At 40.7% G+C, this 25,633-nt stretch carries 23 protein-coding genes and 2 other annotated features; all 23 genes read right to left on the bottom strand.

The features are described from left to right. Window positions 1-2: 2 nt before the first annotated feature. Window positions 3-524, bottom strand: a complete 522-nt coding sequence (locus tag A6M13_RS00970) for a Spo0B domain-containing protein (RefSeq protein ID WP_066542242.1) — start codon at window positions 522-524, stop codon at window positions 3-5. A 219-nt stretch (window positions 525-743) separates the two neighbouring features. Next, window positions 744-1,037 (bottom strand): 50S ribosomal protein L27, encoded by a 294-nt coding sequence (gene rpmA / locus A6M13_RS00965; protein ID WP_066542634.1) that lies wholly within the window; start codon window positions 1,035-1,037, stop codon window positions 744-746. A gap of 19 nt (window positions 1,038-1,056) precedes the next feature. Beyond that, complete coding sequence (locus tag A6M13_RS00960) at window positions 1,057-1,398, bottom strand: ribosomal-processing cysteine protease Prp (protein ID WP_066542241.1); 342 nt, start codon at window positions 1,396-1,398, stop codon at window positions 1,057-1,059. Window positions 1,399-1,414: 16 nt separating this feature from the next. Continuing rightward, the gene (rplU, locus tag A6M13_RS00955) at window positions 1,415-1,723 is read right to left on the bottom strand and encodes a 50S ribosomal protein L21 (protein WP_066461052.1); all 309 of its coding nucleotides are present in this window, start codon (window positions 1,721-1,723) and stop codon (window positions 1,415-1,417) included. A 14-nt stretch (window positions 1,724-1,737) separates the two neighbouring features. Further along, window positions 1,738-1,814: a sequence feature (ribosomal protein L21 leader region), on the bottom strand. A 200-nt stretch (window positions 1,815-2,014) separates the two neighbouring features. Further along, entirely contained in the window at window positions 2,015-2,812 is a 798-nt protein-coding gene (gene minD, locus A6M13_RS00950) for a septum site-determining protein MinD (protein ID WP_066542240.1), read from the bottom strand. A gap of 1 nt (window position 2,813) precedes the next feature. Further along, complete coding sequence (locus tag A6M13_RS00945) at window positions 2,814-3,479, bottom strand: septum site-determining protein MinC (RefSeq protein ID WP_066542239.1); 666 nt, start codon at window positions 3,477-3,479, stop codon at window positions 2,814-2,816. Between the two features lie 22 nt (window positions 3,480-3,501). Then, a complete protein-coding gene (gene mreD, locus A6M13_RS00940; RefSeq protein ID WP_425393900.1) occupies window positions 3,502-4,026 on the bottom strand; it encodes a rod shape-determining protein MreD in 525 nt (174 codons plus the stop codon). After that, on the bottom strand, window positions 4,026-4,940 hold the full coding sequence (mreC, locus tag A6M13_RS00935) for a rod shape-determining protein MreC (RefSeq protein WP_066542237.1): 915 nt from the start codon (window positions 4,938-4,940) through the stop codon (window positions 4,026-4,028). Before mreC ends, mreD begins: the two co-directional genes overlap by 1 nt. 15 nt (window positions 4,941-4,955) lie before the next feature. Continuing rightward, the gene (locus tag A6M13_RS00930) at window positions 4,956-5,978 is read right to left on the bottom strand and encodes a rod shape-determining protein (protein ID WP_066542236.1); all 1,023 of its coding nucleotides are present in this window, start codon (window positions 5,976-5,978) and stop codon (window positions 4,956-4,958) included. A gap of 368 nt (window positions 5,979-6,346) precedes the next feature. Continuing rightward, entirely contained in the window at window positions 6,347-7,039 is a 693-nt protein-coding gene (gene radC / locus A6M13_RS00925; protein ID WP_066542235.1) for a RadC family protein, read from the bottom strand. A gap of 15 nt (window positions 7,040-7,054) precedes the next feature. Further along, window positions 7,055-7,645, bottom strand: coding sequence for a Maf family protein (locus tag A6M13_RS00920; RefSeq protein WP_066542234.1), 591 nt, complete (start codon window positions 7,643-7,645; stop codon window positions 7,055-7,057). 183 nt (window positions 7,646-7,828) lie between these two features. Next, complete coding sequence (locus tag A6M13_RS00915) at window positions 7,829-9,040, bottom strand: bifunctional folylpolyglutamate synthase/dihydrofolate synthase (protein ID WP_066542233.1); 1,212 nt, start codon at window positions 9,038-9,040, stop codon at window positions 7,829-7,831. 4 nt (window positions 9,041-9,044) lie between these two features. After that, a complete protein-coding gene (locus A6M13_RS00910) occupies window positions 9,045-10,313 on the bottom strand; it encodes a bifunctional folylpolyglutamate synthase/dihydrofolate synthase (protein WP_083998142.1) in 1,269 nt (422 codons plus the stop codon). Between the two features lie 152 nt (window positions 10,314-10,465). Beyond that, the gene (locus A6M13_RS00905; RefSeq protein WP_066542232.1) at window positions 10,466-13,117 is read right to left on the bottom strand and encodes a valine--tRNA ligase; all 2,652 of its coding nucleotides are present in this window, start codon (window positions 13,115-13,117) and stop codon (window positions 10,466-10,468) included. A 64-nt stretch (window positions 13,118-13,181) separates the two neighbouring features. Continuing rightward, window positions 13,182-13,426, bottom strand: a binding site (T-box leader). A gap of 34 nt (window positions 13,427-13,460) precedes the next feature. After that, window positions 13,461-13,760: a diguanylate cyclase domain-containing protein gene (locus A6M13_RS16200; RefSeq protein ID WP_245669197.1), complete on the bottom strand. Its 300-nt coding sequence runs from the start codon at window positions 13,758-13,760 to the stop codon at window positions 13,461-13,463. A gap of 431 nt (window positions 13,761-14,191) precedes the next feature. Next, window positions 14,192-15,481 (bottom strand): glutamate-1-semialdehyde 2,1-aminomutase, encoded by a 1,290-nt coding sequence (gene hemL, locus A6M13_RS00895; RefSeq protein WP_066542230.1) that lies wholly within the window; start codon window positions 15,479-15,481, stop codon window positions 14,192-14,194. A 4-nt stretch (window positions 15,482-15,485) separates the two neighbouring features. After that, a complete protein-coding gene (gene hemB, locus A6M13_RS00890; RefSeq protein ID WP_066542229.1) occupies window positions 15,486-16,466 on the bottom strand; it encodes a porphobilinogen synthase in 981 nt (326 codons plus the stop codon). After that, window positions 16,463-17,221 (bottom strand): uroporphyrinogen-III synthase, encoded by a 759-nt coding sequence (locus tag A6M13_RS00885; RefSeq protein WP_066542228.1) that lies wholly within the window; start codon window positions 17,219-17,221, stop codon window positions 16,463-16,465. Before A6M13_RS00885 ends, hemB begins: the two co-directional genes overlap by 4 nt. Further along, a complete protein-coding gene (gene hemC / locus A6M13_RS00880; protein ID WP_066542227.1) occupies window positions 17,211-18,143 on the bottom strand; it encodes a hydroxymethylbilane synthase in 933 nt (310 codons plus the stop codon). The genes A6M13_RS00885 and hemC overlap by 11 nt, the downstream gene beginning before the upstream one ends. 21 nt (window positions 18,144-18,164) lie before the next feature. After that, entirely contained in the window at window positions 18,165-18,989 is an 825-nt protein-coding gene (ccsA, locus tag A6M13_RS00875; RefSeq protein WP_066542226.1) for a cytochrome c biogenesis protein CcsA, read from the bottom strand. Window positions 18,990-19,179: 190 nt separating this feature from the next. Next, the gene (hemA, locus tag A6M13_RS00870; protein WP_066542225.1) at window positions 19,180-20,520 is read right to left on the bottom strand and encodes a glutamyl-tRNA reductase; all 1,341 of its coding nucleotides are present in this window, start codon (window positions 20,518-20,520) and stop codon (window positions 19,180-19,182) included. 659 nt (window positions 20,521-21,179) lie between these two features. Beyond that, window positions 21,180-24,131 (bottom strand): vWA domain-containing protein, encoded by a 2,952-nt coding sequence (locus A6M13_RS00865; protein ID WP_066542224.1) that lies wholly within the window; start codon window positions 24,129-24,131, stop codon window positions 21,180-21,182. A gap of 15 nt (window positions 24,132-24,146) precedes the next feature. After that, window positions 24,147-25,622: an S-layer homology domain-containing protein gene (locus tag A6M13_RS00860; protein WP_066542223.1), complete on the bottom strand. Its 1,476-nt coding sequence runs from the start codon at window positions 25,620-25,622 to the stop codon at window positions 24,147-24,149. Window positions 25,623-25,633 lie beyond the last annotated feature (11 nt).

The raw sequence follows: 25,633 nt of genomic DNA, 5'->3' as shown, positions 1-25,633 counted from the left end.
CCTCATTGCCATGTAACTTTATATGAAAAGCATTCTTCCGTTGCTTCTTCAATTAGTACACGCATTATTTGATCATCGTTTAGCTGTAATGGTGCAATATCCCATGCCCCTTCTAAGCAAACGACTAATTTCTTTGTGTTGTGTGTTACCATTACATCAATGCTTAGTTCTGTTTCGACACTCGCATTTAAATGGTCATAGTAATGGAGCACTGTTTTTTCCAAGTATTCGACTAATGGCTGATCGTATATTGCTTCTAGTGCCTCTTCCACACTACACGTCATTTGTACATGCAAGTTTGGATAGCGCCATTTGCATGTTTGTAACCATACTGTTAATTGGGGGCTTGCTAGACGATTCAGCTCAGATAACATTCTTGTACTTTCTGCATATTGCTCAATTAATGCTTTTGCTGCATCTGTATGCCCTAAATCTAAGTTCATTTTGATGACTTGTAACCGATTCATAAAATCATGATTGGCATAACGTATCACTTCTTGAACTGTTAATTCATCGCTCGGCATGTTGACTCACTCCAATTCAGCACTATATTCAGTATAACAAGATGTGCATGAATTTTCTTTCATGACACTCATTTCAATTGAATACTATAAAGAAAATTCCAATGTTCCATTTTTCAATAGAAAGAAAGATACAACTCGCGCCAAAGAGCGCGAGTTGCTGTTTCATCTGTCCTACAAAAAAGGTGTCCCGACACTGCGGGACACCTTACTGTGTGCAGATTAAGCTTCTTGACCTACTGGGTATACAGAAACTTTTTTCTTGTCACGGCCCATACGTTCGAATTTAACTACGCCGTCAGCTGTTGCGAAAAGAGTATCGTCACCACCACGACCTACGTTTGTACCTGGGTAAATTTTTGTACCGCGTTGACGGTAAAGAATTGAACCACCAGTTACGAACTGACCATCAGCACGTTTAGCGCCAAGGCGTTTAGACTCAGAGTCACGTCCGTTCTTTGTAGAACCTACACCTTTTTTAGATGCGAAGAACTGAAGATCTAATGTTAATAACATTTCCATTGTGTTCCACCTCCTACACCATTTTATATTTTAGTTCGATATAGTCACTATAACTAGCAACCATTGTATAAAATTGCGTTACCATAGTATTTAAAATAACTTGTAACGTCTCGTCTTGTTTTTCAGTCAATTCAGCAGGATTGATTTGAACAGATAAATATCCGCCCTCCGCACCTTGCTCGATTTGTGGCGTGATTTGTACTAATTGGCCGATTGCATTCACAGCGCCAAAGGCAACTGCTGAAGCGCCAGCACAAACTAGATCGCGACCATAAACGTCAGACAATGCATGTCCTGAAATGTCAAAACCATACGATTTGCGATTTTCATCGCTATGAATCGTAACTGTGATCATGTCTATCACCTCACTATTAAGCGTTGATTGCTTCAACTACTAATTTAGTGTATGGTTGACGGTGACCTTGTTTACGACGGTAGTTTTTCTTAGCTTTCATTTTGAAAACAGTGATTTTTTTAGCACGGCCTTCTTTAACAACTTTCGCTGTTACAGTTGCGCCTGCAACAGTTGGAGCACCAACTTTTACTGTTTCGCCACCTACGAATAATACTTTATCAAAAGTTACCACTTCGCCAGCTTCTACACCTAATTTTTCGATGAAGATTTCTTGACCTGCTTCTACTTTGATTTGTTTACCACCAGTTTCGATAATTGCGTACATTTTACTGCACCTCCTCTTAGACTAAGACTCGCCCGAACTAAGGTGATCAAGAAGATACTTAAAAACCTCGTCAGTGCGGTTGTAGCACGGGTGCGCTACAAACTAACATTATAGATACTATCATAAAAAAGAACGTTGCGTCAACTCATTTAACAACAAAAGTGGCAAAAATACAGCGATTCACCAATACGTCGAATTTTCTGTTTTTATGTACTTACTAACATTCTATGTGAAAAGTACAAAAAGACGTCAGCAAGCACAAAAAGAGCCTACTAACGTCTTCATTTTACATTAACGTGAGAAAATTGCTTTTAGCTTCGAGAAGAATCCTTGCTTTTCATCTTCAATCGACATTAACGGCACGGATTCACCTAAAATACGTCTTGCAATATTACGATAGCCAAGTGATGCACGGTTTGTTGCATCCATTACGATTGGCTCTCCCTTATTCGATGAGCTAATTACATTTTCATTATCAATAATGACCCCTAATAAATCAATTGATAAATGTGTCGTAATTTCACTTACATCCATCGCTTCCCCATTCTTCATTAAATGATGACGAATGCGGTTAATAATTAATTTCGGCGGTTCAATATTTTCTAATTCTAATAACCCGATAATACGGTCCGCATCACGCACTGCTGAAATCTCTGGCGTTGTAATAACAATGGCACGGTCTGCACCAGCTACTGCATTACGGTAGCCTTGTTCAATTCCTGCAGGGCAATCGATTAAAATAAAATCAAACTCTTTCTTTAACTCTTCAATTAGAATCTTCATCTGTTCTGGTGTTACATCATTTTTATCGGCTGTTTGTGCAGCTGGTAATAAGTATAATTGGTCATCGACACGCTTATCTTTTACAAGCGCTTGATGGATTTTACAACGTCCTTCTACAACATCGACTAAATCATAAATAATACGATTTTCGAGCCCTAATACAACATCTAAGTTACGTAGTCCGATATCTGTATCTACTAGACATACGCGCTTGCCTTGAAGGGCTAATGCAGTCCCAAGGTTGGCAGTTGTTGTTGTTTTACCAACACCGCCTTTACCGGATGTAATTACGATTGCTTCCCCCAAATTAGAGACCTCCTTTAGCCATTTCTAACGATTGACGCACATGTTTTAACATTTGTAGACGATTAAAATCAATTCGTCCATGTTCATCAATAAATGCACAGCCGTAATGTGGCTGTACAGCAATTTTTTCATTCTCATCAAACATAATTTCAAGTTGGTCTGCAATGCGAACTTGCGTTGGCTTAAAATAAGAAGCCGCAATAACTGCTTCTTCATTCCCTTCCACACCTGCATGTGCAATGCCGACTAACTTCCCTAATACATAAATGCTACCGGTTGCCGCTACTTTTCCATTCGGATTGACATCGCCTACAACAAATAAATCGCCTGCTGCTTGAACAACTTGCCCTGAACGTACAACACCCATATGTATTTGTGATCGGTTTTCTAGTAATTTATCATTGCTTTCTTTTACTGTAATGACTTCGCTCACTACTTTTGACACACGCATATCGCTATGCGTATGCACAATTTGCATTAACTGTTGCTTCTGCTCATCTGTACAATAGCGGTAGCCTAATTGCAACTGAACATTGATTGGTTCTTCGGACGCTTCTTTTACTTTTTCTGTTAACTCTTCAACTACATCTTCAAATACACATTGGTCATCAAGACGTAAAACAAGGCCATCTTTCGTCCCTTTCATATGAACAAGCGCTTTTTTCATGTCGTCACCTCTTTTTTCGCTCTTATCTTCCTTCTTCTATGCGTTGTAACACGCGGACACTACTTAAATATTTAAATATCCACCCTAACATTACCAGGAAAATTAAGTTAGCGCCAATTGTTGGAAGTAGGCGGTCGTAAAAGAATGTATCAAACGGCATCGTCGTATACGATATTAATCGGAAAAATTGGTATAACAAAAACTCAAATACAGACATTAATACAATAGCTAAGCTCGTTGTAATCGCTAAATGATGATGTACATAATGCACCGCCCATGCTGCGACAAAACAAATCGCTGGATAAAGCACTGTATATAAGCCAATAATATTTAAGTAAAAGACATCGAATAAAATACCAAACACTAAGCCATACTGCATCGCTCTTTTTCGATCATAATAAACCGCAATAAAAATTAAATATAGAATGAGAAAACGTGGCACTAAATAAATCGTGCGGTCTCCCCATTCAAGTGGTGAAAAAAGCGCAAAATTCGATTCTAAAAAAAAGAGTACCAATGCAACCAGTGGGATTAGAAGGCGAATAATCATGATTCGCTATCCTCCTCCACTGGTTCATTCGTCAAATCTTGACCGGTATTATCGCCATCATAGCCGTCAATTGCTGTGACGCTACGCTTCGCAATAATTACATGGTCTAGTAAAGAAAAATCTGCCGCTGGTTTAATGTAAGCTAATTTCGTTAAACCGAAGTCATCTGTTGTTACTTCCGTTACTTCCCCAATTAAAATACCTTTCGGGAAAATACCGCCTAAGCCTGATGATACAACTTTCTCGCCTTCTTCTATGCTGGCATCTGAGTCAATACGTTTCATCATTAACTCACCACGCTCTACGTCGTATCCTTCGATTAAGCCGTATACTTCTTCTTTTTCACCTAATATCATTGATGAAACACGATAATTCGGATTATTTGTGAAAAGTAGTTCTACTTCCGATGTGAATGGTGTAACTAAGACAACTTTACCAACAAGACCTGTCGCTGTTTGTACTGCCATATTTACTTCCACACCTTGTGCAGATCCTTTATCTAAAATAATTTTTTCTTCCCATTGATCTGGATTCCGAGCAATTACAGTCGCTTGAATCGACTCATAATCACTTAAATCTTCCGTTTTCTCTACAACAGCACGAAGTTTCTCATTTTCTAACTGAAGTTCACTCACTTGTGCTTCCAGTACCGCAAACTCATCTAAACGCGCCTTTAAACGTTCATTTTCATCATACGTATTTAAAATGTTATTCATACTGACAAACATGTCCGTTACAAAATTCATCGGCTTCGAGACAATAGTTTGCCCAAAGCCGACAGAATCCTTAATAATTTGCTCTGGTAACGAAGCATGGTCGCGGTCACGTAGAGAAAAACCAATCAATGCCACAAGAAAAATCGTTCCGAATAATAACATTAACATTTTCTTATTTTGGAAAAATCGTGGCATTGCTCACACGTCCTTTTACCCTTTTACTTGCTGAGAGCGAATTAAATCAATATGATCTAATGCTTGACCCGTACCGATTGCAACACAATCTAATGGGTTTTCTGCGATAAATACTGGCATGTTTGTTTCGTCACTAATTACTTTGTCTAAGTTGCGTAATAATGCGCCACCACCCGTTAATACGATACCGCGCTCCATTACGTCTGCTGATAATTCTGGAGGTGTTTGCTCTAACGTCTTTTTCACACCTTCAATAATTTGCGTTACACATTCACGTAATGACTCTGAAATTTCAGAAGATGTAATTTCAATCGTTTTCGGTAAACCTGTTACTAGGTCACGTCCACGAATCTCCATTTGTTCATTCGTGCCACCTTCTAATGATGCTGTACCAACTTCCATTTTCACAGCTTCTGCCGTACGTTCACCAATAGTTAAGTTATACGTTTTACGGATGTACGCAATAATCGCGTGGTCCATTGCGTCACCGCCACAACGTACTGATTCAGACGTTACGATACCACCAAGTGAAATGACAGCTACTTCTGTTGTACCACCACCGATATCAACAACCATTGACCCTGTTGGATCCCATACTGGTAAGCTTGCGCCAATTGCCGCTGCAAATGGTTCTTCAATTGTAAATGCTTCTTTTGCGCCAGCTTTACGTGATGCATCAATAACCGCACGTTGTTCTACAGATGTAATACCATAAGGAACACAAATCATAACATTTGGCTTTTTCCAGTTAGAGCCTGAAACTTTTAACGCTTCTTTTAAATAATATTCAATCATTGTTGCTGTAATATCAAAATCAGAGATAACGCCGTCTTTCATTGGGCGAATCGCTACAATTGAGCCTGGCGTACGACCAATCATATTTTTGGCATCATTACCAACCGCAACAATGTCTCCTGTTTTTGTGTTTTTTGCTACTACTGATGGCTCGCGTAAAACGATGCCTTTCCCTTTTACGAATACTAATGTGTTAGCTGTACCTAAGTCGATACCGACATCTTTACTTCCTAATCCGAACAATTTGTGTACTCCCTTTCTATATCACTTACTCGTCGTAAGCCCTCATTTATCAAATCATACGCTTAATTATAGCGGAAAGAATGACAAAATTACAGTGTCACTTCTATACTTTCCGTTAGAAACTCACGAATAATTACGCGATTGTTCCAAATAGCAAGCTTTTTCTTGCGTTTTATTCATGACAGCTAGAAAAATTCGTGTTTTGCCTACGTACTTGGGTTTAGCTACTTCTACTATGTACGTATAATGTGATGTGAAAAAATACGCCTGTAGCCTTGACGCACACTTATGAAAAAAGTTCCCTTTCACATAAAAATACAAATAGAAGGATTGTCTCAACAAGTGTAGTATTGCGAGACAATCCTTCTTTACACTATATAGCCTTTTTCCTTCAACGACAAGTAGTCATAATCACCAATAATTAAATGGTCAACAACTTCGATTCCGACAAGCTTTCCGACTTCCACTAAGCGGGTCGTCACATCTAAATCTTCAGGACTTGGTGTTGTCGTACCACTCGGATGGTTATGCGCGACTAAAATGCTTGCTGCAGAACGTTTAATCGCATTGCGGAAAATTTCTCGCGGGTGTACAAGACTCGCATTTAAGCTACCGATAAAGACGACTTCTTTATGCAGTACATGATTTTTTACATTTAAATACATTACTAAAAAATGCTCTTGCTGTAAACCCGTTAAATCTTCCATGACATAAGCTGCTGCATCAGCCGGTGAACGGATCGTATAGCGCTCTAACGGATTTTTTGACGCTATCCGTTTGCCAAGCTCCACTGCCGCAAGCAATTGCACCGCTTTAATGGTGCCGATCCCTTTTGTTTTTGTCAGTTCCTCAAGTGTTGTCATCTTGAGCGCTTGTATATGCTCTAGCTGTTGCATAAGACGGCTTGCAATTTGTAATACGGGCTCATCTTTTGTGCCACTACGTAAAATAAGCGCAATGAGCTCTTCATTCGATACACTAGCTGCTCCTTGATATAAAAAACGCTCACGTGGACGGTCAATATCAGCTCGTTCTGTCAGTTTTAACGGGACATGTTGCACATCGTCATCTCCTTGTTATACGAGTGTTAGTAATTGCTGCGCTACAAGTTGCTCACACAAGGATGCAACCGGTAAGCCAACAACGTTTAAATAGTCTCCTTCAATACGTTCAACTAAAAACATACCATCTGTTTGAATACCATAGCCGCCTGCCTTATCAAACGGGTCACCCGTTGCAATATAGGCATGTAAAAGAGCATCTGAAAATTGCTTAAACTGCACAATCGTTCGTTCAACGATTACCGTCTCTGTTCCGTTCGGTTCAATAATCGCAACCGCTGTAAATACATCATGTTGCTGACCGCGCAGTGTCGTTAAGTGGGTAACTGCCTCGTCAACTCCGCTCGGTTTATGCAGCAGTATACCGTTAAATGCAACGGTCGTATCTGCGCCAATAATCACTGCTTCTGGATGATTCGCTGCGACTGCACGCGCTTTTAATAACGCAACATCGCGTACATATTGTTCAGGCGACACAACAGCAATGCTTTGCTCGTCAACATCTGCCGTTTCAATCGTGAACGGGATGCCAAATTGGCTAAAAAGTTCCTTTCTTCGCGGGGATGCTGACGCTAAAATAAATGTCGCGGTTGTTTGAAATTGCATAAATCGTTCCTCCAAATGTATTGTATAAAATCTGTGTGTATTTGCAACGACACGTTCGCTGCTAAAAATTTAAATTTCAACTGCGAAAAAAGGCAGAATTTCTTCTTTTCTCTATGTCACATTGCGAATATGCATCGTTTACAAGTTGAAAATAAAAAGATGAAAGGGTTGCCCCCTTCACCATTATGCAGATACTACAGTTGCTAATAAATAAAGGGAGCCCGTAACGACAACAACTTCACCATTAGCTAAAGCAATCGCTTCATCTAACGTCGCCACCTCTTTACTACCAGGTATCATACTCGCTAATTGCGTAGCACTTAACGCACGCGGATGTGAAAAAGGCACACATGTAAAGGATGCGGCAACAGGTGCTAATACATTAAGAATGCCCTGTATATCTTTATCCGCAAGTATACCGATAACAAAATGAACGCGTTGTTCGCCAAACATCTCACGAATCGTCGCTACAAGTGCTTCTGCCGCCGCCACATTATGCGCACCGTCCACGTATACATGATCGCGAATTTGTTCAAAGCGATATGGTACATGTACTTGTGACACAGCTTGTTGCACGCGTTTAGGTGCAATATGTAGCTTCATGCGTATACAAAACTGCTCAAATGCAGCAATCGCAAGTGCCATATTATGAAGCTGATGCTCGCCATGTAACGATGGTGTTAAATCATGAATCGTTAATGCTTCGCTACGATAGACGTTGTCTTCCACCTGAAAATCTTGCGCATATACAAATAGCGGCGCATGTAATTTATTTGCCGTTTGTGCGATGACGCTCGCTGCTTCTTGTGACACAGCCCCTTGAATAATCGGTACACCACGCTTAATAATGCCTGCTTTATGCGTAGCAATGTCTTTAAGTGTTGTACCTAAAAAGTTTGTATGCTCCAGCGCCACTGTCGTAATCACACTTACCACCGGCTTCACCACATTTGTCGCATCGAGCAAGCCGCCCATACCCGCTTCAATAATCGCAACATCGACGTTCGCTTGTGAAAAGGCAACATATGCTACAACCGTCAGCAATTCAAAATCCGTTAAATCACGTACATTCGCTGCCGCTACTGTTTCCATGGCCGCTTCTAGTTGCGCAGGGGTGATGTGCTGTCCATTTAGTCGTAGTTGATCATGTACATCAATAAAAGCAGGTGATGTAAATACGCCAACTTGTAACTGACGTGTTGTACATAATTGTTCTAAAAAGCCGATTGTTGAACCCTTTCCATTTGTACCTGCTACATGAATAATATGTAGAGATTTCTCTGGATTTCCTAAAGCGCGTAATGCCGCTTCTACACGTGACAATCCTGGTGTAATCACCGCTGTACTTGCTACGCCAAACATTTCTTTATAGTGAGCCAATCCTTGAATTTCCATACTGTTACGCCTCCAATTGTTGCATAAATGGTCGTGCTTCTGAAATAAAGTACAGGGAGCCCGTCACAATGAGTAGGTCCTGCGGTGTAAGCTGCTTTATACGCGATGTAATTGCTTGCTGCCAATCCGTTGTATAAGTTTTTTGTCGATGTGTCGAGAGTGCGTATAGTGCCTCTGCTGTCGCTGCACGAGGCATTGGCAATGTCGTAAACGTTATCGTTTCTGCAATCGCATCCATTTGTGCAATGCTTTTCGCATGGTCTTTATCACTCATTGCTGCGTAAATAAAATGATAGCGCTTTGCCGGATACATTTGCGTTAATGTTTCTACTAATGCTGCTGTTCCTTGCTCATTATGGGCACCGTCAATAAACACACGCGAACGTATTTCTTCAAAACGTCCTGCCCACATCGCGCGGGCTAAACCTTGCTGCATGTGCTCGTTTGTAAGCTGCACGTACGGTGCTAAACAATCAATGCACGCAATCGCTGCTGCTGCATTACGCATTTGATGTGCACCTTGCATTTGCAGTGTAAATCTAAGCTCTCGGTTATCTGACTGGTACTGTATATGCTCACTTTTTTGTTCAACCGTAAAATGGTTACCGTAACCATAATACGGTGCCTGCTGCTGACGAGCGGTTTGTTCAAGTACCGCTATCGCCTCTTGTTGTAAAACCGTTGAAACGACGGGCACATGCGCTTTAATAATCCCTGCCTTTTCACTAGCAATCTCGGTTAATGTTTCCCCGAGCATATCAATATGGTCAAAGCCAATCGATGTAATAATGGAAGCAAGCGGTGTCGCTACATTTGTTGAGTCAAGACGTCCGCCAATCCCGACTTCCATTAACGCAATATCCACTTGCTGTTCAGCAAAATAGCGCCAAGCCATGACTGTTATCACTTCAAAGAAATTTGGCGATAATTGTTGTTCCTGCATAACCGCCATCAGTTCATTCACATAGCGAATAAATGTAGCATCATCTATATACACACCGTTAATGCGAATTCGCTCATTCACCTGCTCTAAATGTGGTGATGTAAAGGCACCCACACGCACATTCCCTGCTATTAGCATTTCTTGTAAAAAATTTACCGTTGAACCTTTCCCATTTGTGCCGGCAATATGCACAAACGGTACTTGTTGCTGCGGATTGTTAAACGCTTCAAGTAAAGCTTGTACAACCGCTAAAGGCTCGTCACGCTTGTCGCCACCACGCAGTTGAAATAAATAATTTTCGCATTGTGTCACTGTTACAAAGTGTTGCAAATCCGTTCACGACCTCTCGTCTCTATATATCCTCCGTAATTGTAGCGAATGAAGTCCATCGGGTCAACGGCGTTCAGCAAAGTACTGTCTTTTCCACAATCCCTCATAAAAAGAGATGCCCGAACAATGCTCGGACATCTCTGCTTCAATAATTATAGTGCTTTTAATTCTTCTAAACGTTTTTCAACTGACGCGTGTTTTGCTTCATAATCCGCTAATTTTTCACGCTCTGCATTTACTAATGCTTCCGGTGCTTTTGAAACGAATTTTTCGTTTGATAATTTACCGTTTACAAGTTTAACTTCCTTCGCCCATTTCTCTAGCTCTTTTTCTAAACGAGCTACTTCTTCGTCGATGTTAATTAAACCAGCAAGTGGTAAGAATAGTTCAGCGCCTGATACAACTGCTGACATTGATTGCTCTGGTGCTGTAAAATCATGCCCGATTGTTAACTCTTCCGGGTTACAGAACTTCTCAATATACGCACGGTTTTCTTCTAACACTGCTGCTGTTTGTGCATCTTTTGCTAAAATGCTTAAGTTTACTTTTTTGCTCATTGGCGTATTTACTTCCGCACGAATGTTACGTACAGAGCGAATCATTTCTGTTAATAACTTCATATGTTGTGCTTCTTGTTCGAAGTTAAATGCAGGGTTTACTGTTGGCCATGCTGCAACTGTAATTGATTCACCTTCGTGTGGTAAGTGCTGCCAAATCTCTTCCGTTACGAATGGCATGAATGGGTGTAATAAGCGCATTGTGTTATCAAGTACGTACGCTAATACTGAGCGTGTTGTTAACTTCGCTGCTTCATCATCACCGTAAAGTGGTAACTTCGCCATTTCGATATACCAAGAACAGAAATCATCCCAAATGAAGTTATATAATTCACGACCAACTTCACCGAACTCGTACTTTTCAGCTAATGCTGTTACGCGCTCAATCGTTTCATTTAAGCGAGATAAAATCCACTTATCTGCTACGTTTAAGTTGCCATCTAGATTAATTTCTTCAAATGTTAAACCTTCCATGTTCATTAATGCGAAACGAGAAGCGTTCCAAATTTTATTAATGAAGTTCCATGTCGATTCTACTTTTTCTGTTGAGTAACGTAAATCTTGTCCTGGTGAAGAACCAGTTGCTAAGAAGTAACGTAATGCATCTGCACCGTATTGGTCGATAACATCCATTGGGTCAACACCGTTACCAAGAGACTTCGACATTTTACGTCCTTCAGCGTCACGTACTAAGCCGTGAATTAATACATCTTTAAATGGACGCTCACCTGTGAATTCTTTTCCTTGGAAAATCATACGGCTTACCCAGAAGAAGATGATATCGTAACCTGTTACAAGTGCATCTGTTGGGTAGTAACGTTTAAAGTCAGCTGCTTCTTTATCCGGCCAACCCATTGTTGAGAACGGCCATAATGCAGATGAGAACCACGTATCAAGAACGTCTTCATCGCGTGTCCAGTTGTCTGCATCTGCTGGTGCTTCCTTACCAACGTATACTTCTCCTGTTTCATTGTTGTACCATGCTGGGATTTGGTGACCCCACCATAGTTGACGAGAAATACACCAGTCATGAATGTTTTCCATCCAGCGGTTATACGTGTTTTCGAAGCGATTTGGTACGAAGTTTACCTTTTCGTCTTCCTTCGCTTGCATGTTTAATGCTTCTTCAGCAAGTGGTGCCATTTTTACGAACCATTGTTTTGATAAGTATGGCTCTACAACTGCGTTTGTACGCTCAGAGTGACCTACTTGGTGTGTGTGTGGCTCAATTTCCACTAATACGCCAGCTTCTTGTAAATCTGCTACGATTTGTTTACGACATTCGAAGCGGTCCATGCCTGCATATTTGCCAGCAAGGTCGTTCATTGTACCATCTTCATTCATTACTAAAATGCGCTCTAAGTTGTGACGGTTCCCAACTTCAAAGTCGTTCGGATCGTGGGCTGGTGTCATTTTCACAACGCCTGTACCGAAATCTTTATCTACGTAGTCATCTGCTACAATTGGAATTTCACGGTTCATAATTGGTAAAATAACTGTTTTCCCTACTAAATGTGCATAACGCTCATCTTCAGGGTGTACTGCAACACCAGAGTCACCTAACATTGTTTCTGGACGAGTTGTTGCAACGCGTAATGTACCAGAACCATCTGCTAACGGATATTCCATATGGTAGAATGCGCCTTCTACTTCTTTATGAATTACTTCGATATCTGATAACGCTGTTTTCGCTGCTGGGTCCCAGTTAATGATGCGTTCACCACGGTAGATTAAACCTTTTTCGTATAATGTTACGAATACTTCGTTTACCGCTTCGTTTAAACCTTCATCTAATGTAAAACGCTCACGTGTGTAATCTAAACCTAAGCCTAATTTCGCCCATTGTTCACGAATGTGAGAAGCATATTCTTCTTTCCATTCCCATGTTTTTTCTAGGAATGCTTCGCGTCCTAAATCATAACGAGAAATGCCTTCGCTGCGTAGCTTTTCTTCTACTTTCGCTTGTGTCGCAATCCCTGCATGGTCCATCCCTGGTAACCAAAGTGCGTCAAAGCCTTGCATGCGCTTCATACGTACTAAAATATCTTGTAATGTTGTATCCCATGCATGCCCTAAGTGTAATTTACCAGTTACGTTCGGTGGTGGAATTACGATTGAGTATGGTGTTTTACCACTTTCTGGTTGCGCTTCGAAAAATTTGCCTTCTAGCCACCAGTCATAGCGACCTTGTTCAACGTTTTGTGGCTCATATTTCGTTGGCATTGAAATGTTTTGTTGTTCTGTCATCACGTTTCTCTCCTTTTGTTGTTTTACATTGCCTAGGCAACATAAAAAACTCCCGTCGTCTATTCAAAAGGACGAGGGAGTTAATCGCGGTACCACCTTTAATTCTGCTAAGGTCCAGTCAAGCGTTCGCCCACTTTTCCCTATCAGCACTTCATTATCGATAACGGTGTTTAACCGGCACTTTACTACTGTTAGTTCATAAAGGCTGCTCCTAGGCTACGTTCAAATGGGCTACTTTAGAAACTTTTCAGCTACCGTTTCCTCTCTATAAAGCGCGTTCATTTTACTCTTCCTATTCGTTGCATCAACTATTTAGAATACCGCTATTATAATCAATTCTTACTTATTTTTCAAGCGTTTGTGTCATCGCTTGTTCATGATCGTGAATCTGAAAATGATTCCGTCCACTCTGTTTAACGGCATATAACGCATGATCTGCAGACTTGTAAAAATAGTCTAAGCAGTCCACATGAGATGCTTGACCATAAAAGCCACCGATACTTACGGTAATATGCGGCGAAATAGGTGAACGTTCATGCGCAATCGCCAATGTCTCAACCGCTTGTGCAATGGCATGCAATACTTTATCGCCTTGCGCGTGACCGTAGCGATCATTATATTGTTTAAAATAATCGACATCAATAATAAAATGGTACTGTATATATAAACATTGACGATAATTCGATACATTCGAGCGGTCAGAGGTGACAATGAAAAACGATAAAAATAATAGACACAGATGTTTAATAAAATAAGCAAGCCATACACAAGAAGATACCCTTTAAAATACGGTTCCTCTCGCACTTGAGTCATACTGCCAATCCAATTAATGATGCCTAATATAACACTAATAAAAATGACAATCTTCGCCATTACATATATACGTTTTGCATTGAATTGCACAATCTCATCTGTTCTTGATTCGATGACCCCCACCTCCTATTCCTTATGTTACACATTTCTCCAAACATTTGAAAAAAGACCTATTTTCACGAACACAAAATAGGTCTTAACATATAAAAAGCGCCCTAGCAATTACTCTAGGACGCTTCTTTTTAAACATGTATGCGTGAATTAACGCGCTAATTTTTCAAAAACAGTATGGAATGCCGCAACTGTTTTTGCAATATGTTCTTCTGTGTGCGCTGTTGAAATAAATAACCCTTCAAATTGTGATGGTGGTAAGAAGATCCCTTCTTCTGCCATTAATTTAAAGTATTCCGCAAATAGCGCTAAATCCGATGTTTTCGCTGATTCAAAATCTACTACTTCTTCGTTTGTGAAGAAGAAACCAATCATTGAGCCAGCACGGTTTACAGTATGTGGAATATTATATTTCGTTGCTGCTGCTCGGAAACCTTCTTCTAATTGGTCACCAAGCTTTTGGAAGTATTCATATGACGCAGGTGTTAATTGCGCTAACGTCGTATAACCCGCTGTCATCGCAAGTGGGTTACCTGATAATGTGCCTGCTTGATAAATCGGACCTGCTGGCGCGATTTGCTCCATAATTTCACGCTTCCCTGCAAATGCACCAACCGGTAAACCGCCACCGATTACTTTACCAAGTGTCGTTAAATCTGGTGTCACACCATAATAACCTTGTGCACAACCATAATCAACGCGGAAACCTGTCATAACTTCATCGAAAATTAAAATCGTCCCGTATTGCTCTGTTAGTGCACGTAAGCCTGTTAAAAACTCCGGCTTCGGTGGCACAACTCCCATATTTCCAGCAACTGGCTCAACAATCACTGCTGCTAAATCATCGCCGTATTTTTCAAATACAAGCTTCGCTGAGGCTAAATCGTTGTAAGCAACTGTTAATGTATTTTTCGCAATATCCGCCGGTACACCTGGTGAATCCGGTAAGCCTAGTGTCGCAACCCCTGAACCCGCTTTAATTAATAATGAATCACCATGTCCGTGGTAAGAACCTTCAAACTTTAAAATTTTATCACGTCCTGTCACACCACGTGCTAAACGTAATGCCGACATTGTTGCTTCTGTTCCTGATGATACGAAACGAATCATTTCAATGCCAGGTACACGTTCCATTACCAGTTTCGCAAGTTCTGTTTCCGATAAAGATGGTGCACCAAATGACGTCGCTTTCATCGCTTGCTGTTGAATCGCTGCGACTACTTTCGGCTCTGAATGCCCTAAAATAAGCGGTCCCCATGATAATACATAGTCAATGTACTCATTCCCATCGATATCTGTAATCATCGCGCCTTTACCTGAATCCATAAAAATAGGATCCATGTTTACTGATTTAAATGCTCGTACTGGTGAGTTTACACCACCTGGCATCAAGTCAACTGCTTCTGTATAAGCTTGTTTTGATTTTTCATATGAACGCATACAATTATTCTCCTTTTAACCAACGTGCCGCGTCTTTTGCGTGGTACGTAATAATTAAATCTGACCCGGCACGTTTCATGCCAAGTAATGTTTCTAATACAACTGCCTTCTCGTCTACCCAACCATTAAGCGCTGCTGCTTTCACCATCGCATACTCGCCTGATACGTTATAGGCAACAATTGGTAGTGTATGTGTATTTTTCATATCGCGAATAATATCTAAATATGATAATGCTGGCTTCACGATTAAGAAGTCCGCCCCTTCGTCTACATCCGATTGTGCTTCACGGAATGCTTCTTGACGATTTGATGGGTCCATTTGATACGTTTTACGGTCACCAAATTGTGGTGCGCCATCTGCTGCTTCACGGAATGGCCCGTAATAGCTCGATGCGTATTTCACGGCATATGACATAATCGGAATGTGTTGGAACCCTGCTGCATCTAGTGCTTCACGAATGGCTACAACGAAACCATCCATCATGTTTGATGGCGCAATAATGTCTGCGCCTGCTTTCGCTTGAGAAACAGCTGTACGTGCTAATAAATCAAGTGATGGGTCATTTAAAATTTGCTCGCCTTCGACAACACCACAATGTCCGTGGTCTGTGTATTCACATAAACATGTGTCTGCAACGACTAATAGGTCTGGATATAATTCTTTCGCACGGCGTGTTGCTTTTTGTACAATACCGTGGTCATGGAATGCACCTGTTCCTTCTGCATCCTTTTCTGCTGGTAAGCCAAATAAAATCACCGCTTGAATCCCTAAATCAACGACTTCCTTTAGTTCTTGCTCAAATGTATCTAATGAAAACTGATATACGCCTGGCATTGAGTTAATCGGATTTTTAATGCCCTCGCCCTCTGCCACGAAAATTGGATAGATGAAATCTTCTACGTGTAAGTATGTTTCTTTCACCATTGAACGAAGCGCTGCTGTATGGCGCAAACGGCGGTGACGTTTAAATTGTAAATTTGTCATGAAATTCCCTCACTTTGTTGAATAATCAGCTCGGCAACTGCCTGCATCGTATATGTGCTCGGCTGCAAAATCGTTGTCGCCCCTGCACGTTGTAATGCAGCTGTCGTAATATGCCCAATTGAAGCAACATGGATATGCTGCCAATCAATGCTCGGCAAAACTGACCTTGTATATAGTTGTACAGCGGACGGACTTGAAAAGATAACCGTTACAGTAGCGGTTGTTTGTTGTAAAAACGTCCGTAATTGCTGTGCATGTTCTTCATGTTCTAACGTATCATAAACAATCCATGACTGTACAGAGAATGGCAGCTGTTCAATCGTATTTTTCGCTAAATTCCCTTTACAAAATAAACAATTTGCCTGTTCATCAGCAATTGCTGGAAATTCAGTAATAAAGACATCTGCACTAAATACAGACGGCACAAAATCAACGGTAAAACCATATGTAGTAAGCGCTTGTTTTGTCTTTGTGCCGACAGCTGCGATCTTCGCCTTAATCATAGCGATGTCCACGTCATGACGCTGGCATTTCGCATAAAATGCATCAACCGCATTTTGACTCGTAAAAATAAGCCAGTCATAGCTCGGTAGCGCGTCTAAATACATTGCATCGTCTTCATTTAGACGTTCTTGCGTCACAAGAAGGGGCAAGTAAAGTACTTGCCCCCCGTGTGATTCAATGAGTGCGTCGATACTCTGCGTTTTCGCTGTACCTGTGACAACCACTGTATGATTCATTAAATTATTCGGCATTTTGCTCAGCCTTTACGCGCTGAATTAAGTCAAATGCTCCTTGCTCTGTTAACTTTTCAGCTACAGCACGCCCAACTGCTTGTGCATCTGTACCTGTAACCGTTTCTTTATACGTAATCGACGCATCTGGTGCCGCTACAAATCCTGTTAATGTTACGTTGTCACCATCTACCGTCGCATATCCTGCGATTGGCACTTGGCATCCACCATCCATCTCTGCAAGGAATGTACGCTCTGCATGTGCTGTCGTCCAAGTCGTTGCATCTGTTAACTTCGCTAATTGTTCTAAAAGCTCTGTATCATCACCGCGACACTCAATACCTAGTGACCCTTGTGCAACTGCTGGTAAACAAATATCTGTTTCTAAATATTCCGTTACAATATCATCGCTCCAGCCAAGACGTTTTAAGCCTGCTGCTGCTAAAATAATCGCATCGAATCCTTCTGTTTTTAATTTATTTAAGCGTGTATCTACGTTACCGCGAATCCACTTAATTGTTAAGTCTGGACGCACTGCTAATAATTGCGCTGAACGACGTAATGAACTTGTTCCAACGACTGCACCTTCTGGTAAATCTGCAAATTTCACATGACCATTTGAAATAAATGCATCACGCGCATCTTCACGTGGTGGGATACAACCGATGACTAAGCCTTCTGGTAAAACAGATGGCATATCCTTCATTGAATGCACCGCAAAATCGATTTCTTTGTCATATAGTGCTTGCTCAATTTCTTTTACGAATAACCCTTTACCGCCCACTTTTGATAGTTGGACATCTAAAATACGGTCGCCTTTTGTTACGATTTCTTTAATTTCAAATTCAAACGGTACACCTGCCGCTTTTAACTCATTAATAAACCAATTTGTTTGCGTTAATGCTAATTTACTTTTACGTGAACCGACAATAATTTTTCTCACAATAATCCAACCTTTCTGCTCTTAATACCAAACGTGAAAGTTCGATAAAGAGTTTCCTAAAAAGAAATTAATAATTAATAAAATATACGTATAAATGTGTACCCATGCATACTTTGTACCGAGTAAACGGCCTGTACGATTTCGGTACCAAATAGCGCTATAAATCAGAACTAAAACAAAAGAGGCGATAATTTTCATATCTAATAAAGATACATGCTCCAATGTTAATAATGCCCATTCTGAGCCTAATATTAAACTAATAACTAGTAAACAGATGCCGATTAATGTGCTAATATGCATCCATTTACTTGTAACTTCAAGCGATGGTAGACGGCTCCACTGCTTTGAAAACTTTTTTTGTTTTAGCATGCGATATAATAAAATATACAAAATCGCAAACACAAAACATAATGAAAAGGCAGCATATGCCATAATACCAAATGCAATATGGATAAGAAGCATTTCTGACACCATTGACGAAGCAACCACATTGGCATTTTCCGGTGCAAATGTATGAATCGTCGCAAAGACAAACCCGAGAATATTGACGAAAAACACCGGTAAATCTTCACGTGCAAAACAATGCAGCACGATTGAAAGCGTCACTAACAACCATGAATAAAAGAAAATACCTTCATATAGTGACAATATCGGGAATCGTTTTGCTTCCCAAATAAAATTTATTAAAAACATTGTTTGGGCAATCCAAACAAATGATACTAACCAAAATGCACGGCGCTTTGCTTTAGGCATTTTATATAAATAATCGAATATATATAAAATAATGCCGATTGCATATACAATGACCATCAGCTCATATAGCCCGGCAGTCATAACACCTGTCATAAGCAATCCCTTCTTTGTGTAATAGAAGTATACATGGTGAAAAAATCACCATGGTGTGAACGGGAAATTCCGTTTACGCTTATTTATTGAACACGAACACCTACAAAATAAGCGTTTCCGTATCTAGTGTAACATACCGATACGAAAACGCTGTTCCATTTACGCTACGTTTGTGCGTCATTTCGATCAATTAAAATGATACTTCTGTACGTAATTGTGTTGCTTGCATTTTTACCGTTTTTCGCTGTTCAACCTCTTGCTCTAACGCTTCTTCAATACCGAAGATTTGCTGGAACAACGCTAAATTATCAGCTGCACTTTTGCCGTTCGCTAATTCTTTCGCTTGTAAAATCGGGTCTTTTAGCAACTGGTTCACAATGGACTTTGTATGCTTGTTTAAAATTTTGCGCTCACGCTCTGTTAAATCAGGCATTTTATTTTCAATACTTGCCATTGTTTCTTCTTGAATACGCGCTGCTTTTTTACGTAATGCAGAAATAACCGGTACAACACCTAATGTTGTCACCCAATCTTTAAATTGTGAGACTTCCACATCAATCATATTGTCAATTTGCGCTGCGGCACGTTGACGCTCTGCTAAGTTTGCCTCAACGATATCTTGTAAGTCGTCAATATCGTATAAGAAAACATTCGGCAAATCGCCTACACGTGGATCAATATCACGCGGTACAGCGATATCCACTAAAAATAGCGGTTTTCCTTTACGTAAACGGTCCACATACTGCATTAACTCAAAGTCAATAACATATTGCGTAGCGCCCGTAGACGTAATTAAAATATCCGCTTCTAATAATGTGCATTGTAATTCTTGCATTGATTTCGCCTGGCCATTAAATTTTGTGGCTAGTGATTCAGCCTTTTCAAGTGTACGATTGACAACCGTTACTTTGCCGACGCCGTTACCATATAGGTTTTCAATTGCTAGTTCACCCATTTGGCCAGCACCTAAAATCGCTACATGCTTCTTCTTTAACGAACCGAAAATTTTCTTCGCTAGCTCCACCGCTGCGTACGACACAGAAACCGCATTTTCTCCGATAGCTGTTTCCGTATGTGCGCGCTTCGCAAACGTCACTGCTTGTTTAAATAAATGATTATAGACTGTTCCTGTTGAACCTAGCTCTTGTCCGCTTAAAAAGCTTTTCTTCACTTGCCCTAAAATTTGTGTTTCGCCTAAAACCATTGAGTCAATACCTGCTGACACACGGAATAAATGTTGCACCGCTTCGTCCTGCTCTTTAATGACTAAATGGGGTGAAAACTCCTCCATTGGCACTTGGAACCACTCTGCTAAAAATTGCTTGATATAATAGCGACCTGTATGTACTTGGTCAACTACCGCATAAATCTCCGTACGGTTACATGTCGACACAATGACATTTTCTAAAATGCTTTTTTGCTGTTGTAATGCGACCATTGCGTCAGGAATTGTATGCTCCGCAAATGATAATTTCTCTCGGATTTCAACAGGCGCTGTTTTATAATTCAAGCCTACGACTAATGTATGCATGAATCCCCTACACCTCACACGTTCAATTTCATAATGATTATTATAACATACGAAGGCGATGTTCAGACATGTAATTGTGAACACCGTTCGAACCATTTTCTTAATTAGAATTATTATAAACAAAGTGTAACAAACCGTTATTAAAAAAGCAATGTCCTTGCTTATTGTTGTATAACCTTTTGTCCTTTTTGTCCAAATGTTGACGACAACACCGCGTTTTATCATCAAAAGATGAGACGGTTTATCGGCAAAATGACATTCTCAATAAAGAAACAGCGCGCGTATTTATTTTCATTCACACAACTCGTGTTGATAGTGTGAAACCCCTTCTTTACAACTGATAGGCTGGGACAGAAGGATAAATTCAAATCACTCCCAACGATGTTCGATGATAAATAGTTGATACGTCGTCGTTAAATGAAGAGCGGACTTCTAGCGGAACAGTACGAGCGAGAGACTACAGGGGTCATCTGCAAAGAACGCCACATCGTGTGGCAAAGCAGATGTGACAAACTTCGTGTTTGCCTCCGTACCGCAGAAAAGCCTGCTCGAAAATTTACGACGACGAAAGCAGAAAAGTGTTAGGAGAAATGACGACATTTCTCCTAACACTTTGTTTTGTCTCAACCTCTTTGTTCAATTTAGAGTTAGTTTTGCAATTAACGATTTGGTAAAGCTTGCGTCACTTGACGACTCGCTAATACATTCCCTTCATCATCACGTGCTTGAATTTCAAACTGGTCATACACGGCTAAGCTTGATAATTGACGTCGCTTCATTGTTAAGCGATAGTTCCCTTCATTGCGCGGCTTCAATATGAATTCGGTGCTGCCTCGTGGGAGTTCATATGCTACGACAATTTGTGCAACATCGTCACATGCTTCATTAATCTTCGCCGTAATCGCCATTAGCGAACGCGTCGCATTGACAGAAACATTTGTAAACATGGACGCATCATACACACAGCTATCAACGACTTCTTCGCATAAAACAATTTGGCTAATGACTTCATATGCGTTGTGTAATTGTGCTGCAGACGTTACGTTGAAATATTGACCGCCTGTTTCATCTGCTAGACGACGTAATGCACGGTCATTAATTTGTGAACCTGTACCATAGGCAACTGTATATACTTTAATGCCTCGTTGATTTAATTGGGTAATCATACTATCTAAATTCGTCATACGTGTTTTACCGTCTGACACAATAATCATCGCTTTTTCCGTATCACCTGCTGAGTAATGCGTAAACGTCGATTGAATGGCCGCTGGAATATCGGTAACGCCGCGTGACGCTACATTATGGAATGGCTTTTTCGCGACAACATCTTGCGTATTGCCTTTCGCTTGCAATGAAGCTGTACGCCCGAAGCTCATGGCAATATGTGTCGCATTTTGCATATGTGCGATAAGCTTATGCGTTTCACTTGCACGTACATTCTCTTGGTCAACACGATTCATCGACCCAGAATAGTCTAGTAAATATGATATTTCGACTTTCTTCGGGCAATATTTCCCTGAAAACGGTTGACTTGTATAAAATGTTTTTGATGCCACTGTATTCGTAATGTCTTTTAAAATCGATGCATATGCTTCATCGGGTGTTACAATTTGCGCTGTTACGGTTGAATCACCGTGAACGATTGAATCAAAGTATGCGACAGCGACACCACCAGAGCCTGTGCCTGTTGCATGGTCTGTTGTATTTGTTGTAAATTTGACGATTTGTGACTCACCATTAAAATTAATTTCTACTGAGCCTTGATAATCTGTCACTACTTGACCACCTGGACGTACCAGCGTCACCATTACTTTTGTATAGCCGTTAAAGCCCGGTGGTACATCCGCTTTATCATTCGCTTCAATTAATGCTTCCATTTTTGCAAATAAACTTTGTAAGTCTGCATAAGAGCCACCTTTCCCGTAAAGCAGGTAACTTTCCTTATCAAACCCTGAAAGCCCGTTAAAGACGCCGCGTAAAATATCGACAGACTCACGGTTTCCGATTGTCACACTCTCTGCTGTTGGTACAAATAATTGCATGACCATCAGTGGTGTAAACGCATAATATTCATCTGCCGCTTCGTGAATTGGGAAGTATTGATGAAGACCTGTAATATCAAATTGAATACGCCCTTCATCATTTACCGAGTACAATACTTGTAGCTCATCATCGACTTCAACAATATCAAGTTCTGTGTTTCCAAATAAATACGTTTCGACAATGCCTTCAAAAATTTCAGGTGTAATGCTGTACCCTTCGTAACGAAGCGACGCATACTCATAATCTACATATCCTGTAATCGTTTCATTATTTTGCACTGTGCCGTAATCATCCGTATACGACTCTAACGTACGCGCACGGAATGTACGGTTCGTTGGGTCAATATCAATAATGTCCATTTCGCCTTCAGACATAAACACTTCTGTACCTGTTTGCCCTACACCAAATGGTAAACCTGGCAGTGGATCTGGCAGTGGCGCAACGTCACCTTGGTCTTCCTGTGGCTGTTGCGGGTCAAACACTTCATAGTTAATAACCATTTCTGCTTTAGGTGTGTACTGAAGTTGCGTTGTAATTGGGACAAGTGTGAAACATTTCGTCGCTTCTGTTGCCGTTGCTTCTGTCATCGTAAACGAAATCGTATCGACAACTGAACGTGTTAATGACGGAGCAACAATATTCGCTGAAATCGTACCGCCATCTGACTGTACTGTTTTTGTGACAGCGCCTGATGAATCAATTACCTGTGCACCGTATTTTGAAGTCACCTCAAATGTATACGATTGGTTATCTGCAATCGCACCAGCTGTACAGCTATTAAATTCAAATGAAATATTTACGGTATCGCGTCCATTTGGATTTAATTCTGTTTTTGTGACTTCCATATTTTTCACACGTGTGTTCCAATGCGGGTTATTCGATTGGTCGTTCGTGCCTGTTCCGTTACCTGTCTCGATATCTTCAACTGGCTTTGATGTGAAGCCCGCAGGTAATGTAATTTTGTTGTTGTCTTTTCCTGTTGCTGTAGCTGAAATTCCTTTTACAGAGAATTTCCCTTTGCGTGAAATATTGTAAAGAAGTTGAGCTGCTTGCTGTCTCGTTAATGTCGCAGCAGGGTCAAAGTCTTCATACGTACGTTTCCCCGTTTTGCCTGTCGACACTTCATTCATATACAAATACTGCACTGCATACACTTCTGTTAAATCAAAACCTTTAAATGCGGCATAAAGACGCGCAAAGTCCCCACGTGTAATCGTTTGGTTTCGTGATGGGTTGTTATGCGTGCCTTTATACGGAATATGATATTCATCGTAAAAATTATAAATCATCGACGTATCATACCCATTGAATGCCGGGAAACTGTCATCTAAACGCGCGAACGCTTTTGCTAATTGTAGCTCGTTCATATAGGCTTGTGGTAAAAATTGATTGCCCTCATACACATCTTGTAGCACATTGTCAGCTGCCCACTGAATGGCACGATAATTTGCGTGTGAGCTTGGTACATCTGATAGAGTAGCTGCATTTGTTTGTGTTGGTAAAATTGCTGTAAGTGCAACCACCAATAGGATACAAATGGCTAGCCAATGTCGAATGGTCATCTTCATATTTGCTCACCTTTCTTACTGATTGAATAATAAAACATCATCGCGATAATTCACTTTTAAATCTTCTTCTAAATACTGTAGGAAACGAATAATAATTGCTGATGCTTGCGCGCGTGTTAGCGGCTTATGCGGATTAAACATATTTGTCGTTGGGTCGCCCATCATAATGCTTAACTCCTGCATAATGTACACACCGTCTCGTGCATAATCAGAAATACGTGCATCATCTAAATACGACGTTTGGTAACCTGGGTCTGGCGCACGATGCTCCAACCCTAATGCACGCACAATAATCGATGCCGCTTGCTGACGCGTTAAAGAATTGTTCGGCTTAAACATACCGTTTTCGCCACGAATAACATCCTTCTCGACAATGCTCGCAAAGTAGGCATAATCTTCTTTTTCTGCTGCACGTGTTGGCACTTTCACATCGCTAAATAATGATTTTGCAGCCGTATTTTTCTTATTCTTTTCTTCTAACTCGACACGTAAATCAATCGCTTTCGCTACTGCTACCGCGAAGTCATAACGCTGCATTGGCGTACCTGGTGAAAAGAAATTACTTTCATCTTTATACACACCTAATGAATAAAGCTTTTCAATATCTGGCTTTGCCCAATGCGTCGCTAAATCACGGAACTTCGGCACAACAAGACGTTCAATACGGTCACTATACGATGTCGCCAACTCGACTTGCCCCGACAATTCATTTTCTGGAATATCATATGTATATTCTGACAGCACATCAGATGACGTCACAACAACATAGCCACCTTCAAAGCTTGATAAAGACGGCAAGCTCTCTTCATACGTCAGTGTCTTTGTTTTGCTATTCGATACACGACTTTGTACAGTAAATGTCCCTAACTCATCATGCTGATACACAGCGTCTGTGAATTTCGTTTCAGTGGCGCCCCAGAAGTTTTCATAGCCGTCATTACGACTCGTCAACTCGACAATCACACGTTTTGGTACATCTTCATCTGTTTCGTAAATTTTACGCACAATGCCATTCCCCGAATAGTACGTATTGGCAGGACGTAAATCGCGTAAAATACCGTTTGAGAATTGATAGTCCTCTAGTACATACGTGATACCGTTTAACGTCACTTCTTCTTTCATCGAACGGATTGTACCATTTTCGGTATTTTGTCCGATGGCTGCATTACTTTGAATATCGTACACATATGAGAATGTACGTGTTAATTCATCATCTGGTGATTGCCCATCTGCACGTACTAATTTTAACGAGTGCGTTTCTGTACGTGTACCATTTCGAATCGTTTCATTAATTTTGACATTTTTAATTGTGCCACGGAATAAAATCGGTTCTCCTGAAAGAAACACGACCTCTTCATATTCATATTCGTTCATAATGCCACCATATACATCTGGTGCCTTCGCTTCTGTTTCATTCACGCCTATCGCTAATGTAAGCGCAAACGTGGCAGCGAGGCTTGTCGCAATGGTTGTAAATCGCTTTTTTAACATGTGCTGATTTC

The sequence above is a fragment of the Caryophanon tenue genome (assembly GCF_001700315.1).
Classification (GTDB): Bacteria; Bacillota; Bacilli; order Bacillales_A; family Planococcaceae; genus Caryophanon; species Caryophanon tenue.
Note: the sequence above shows the minus strand (reverse complement) of the source record. Positions and strands in the feature narration are given on the sequence as shown.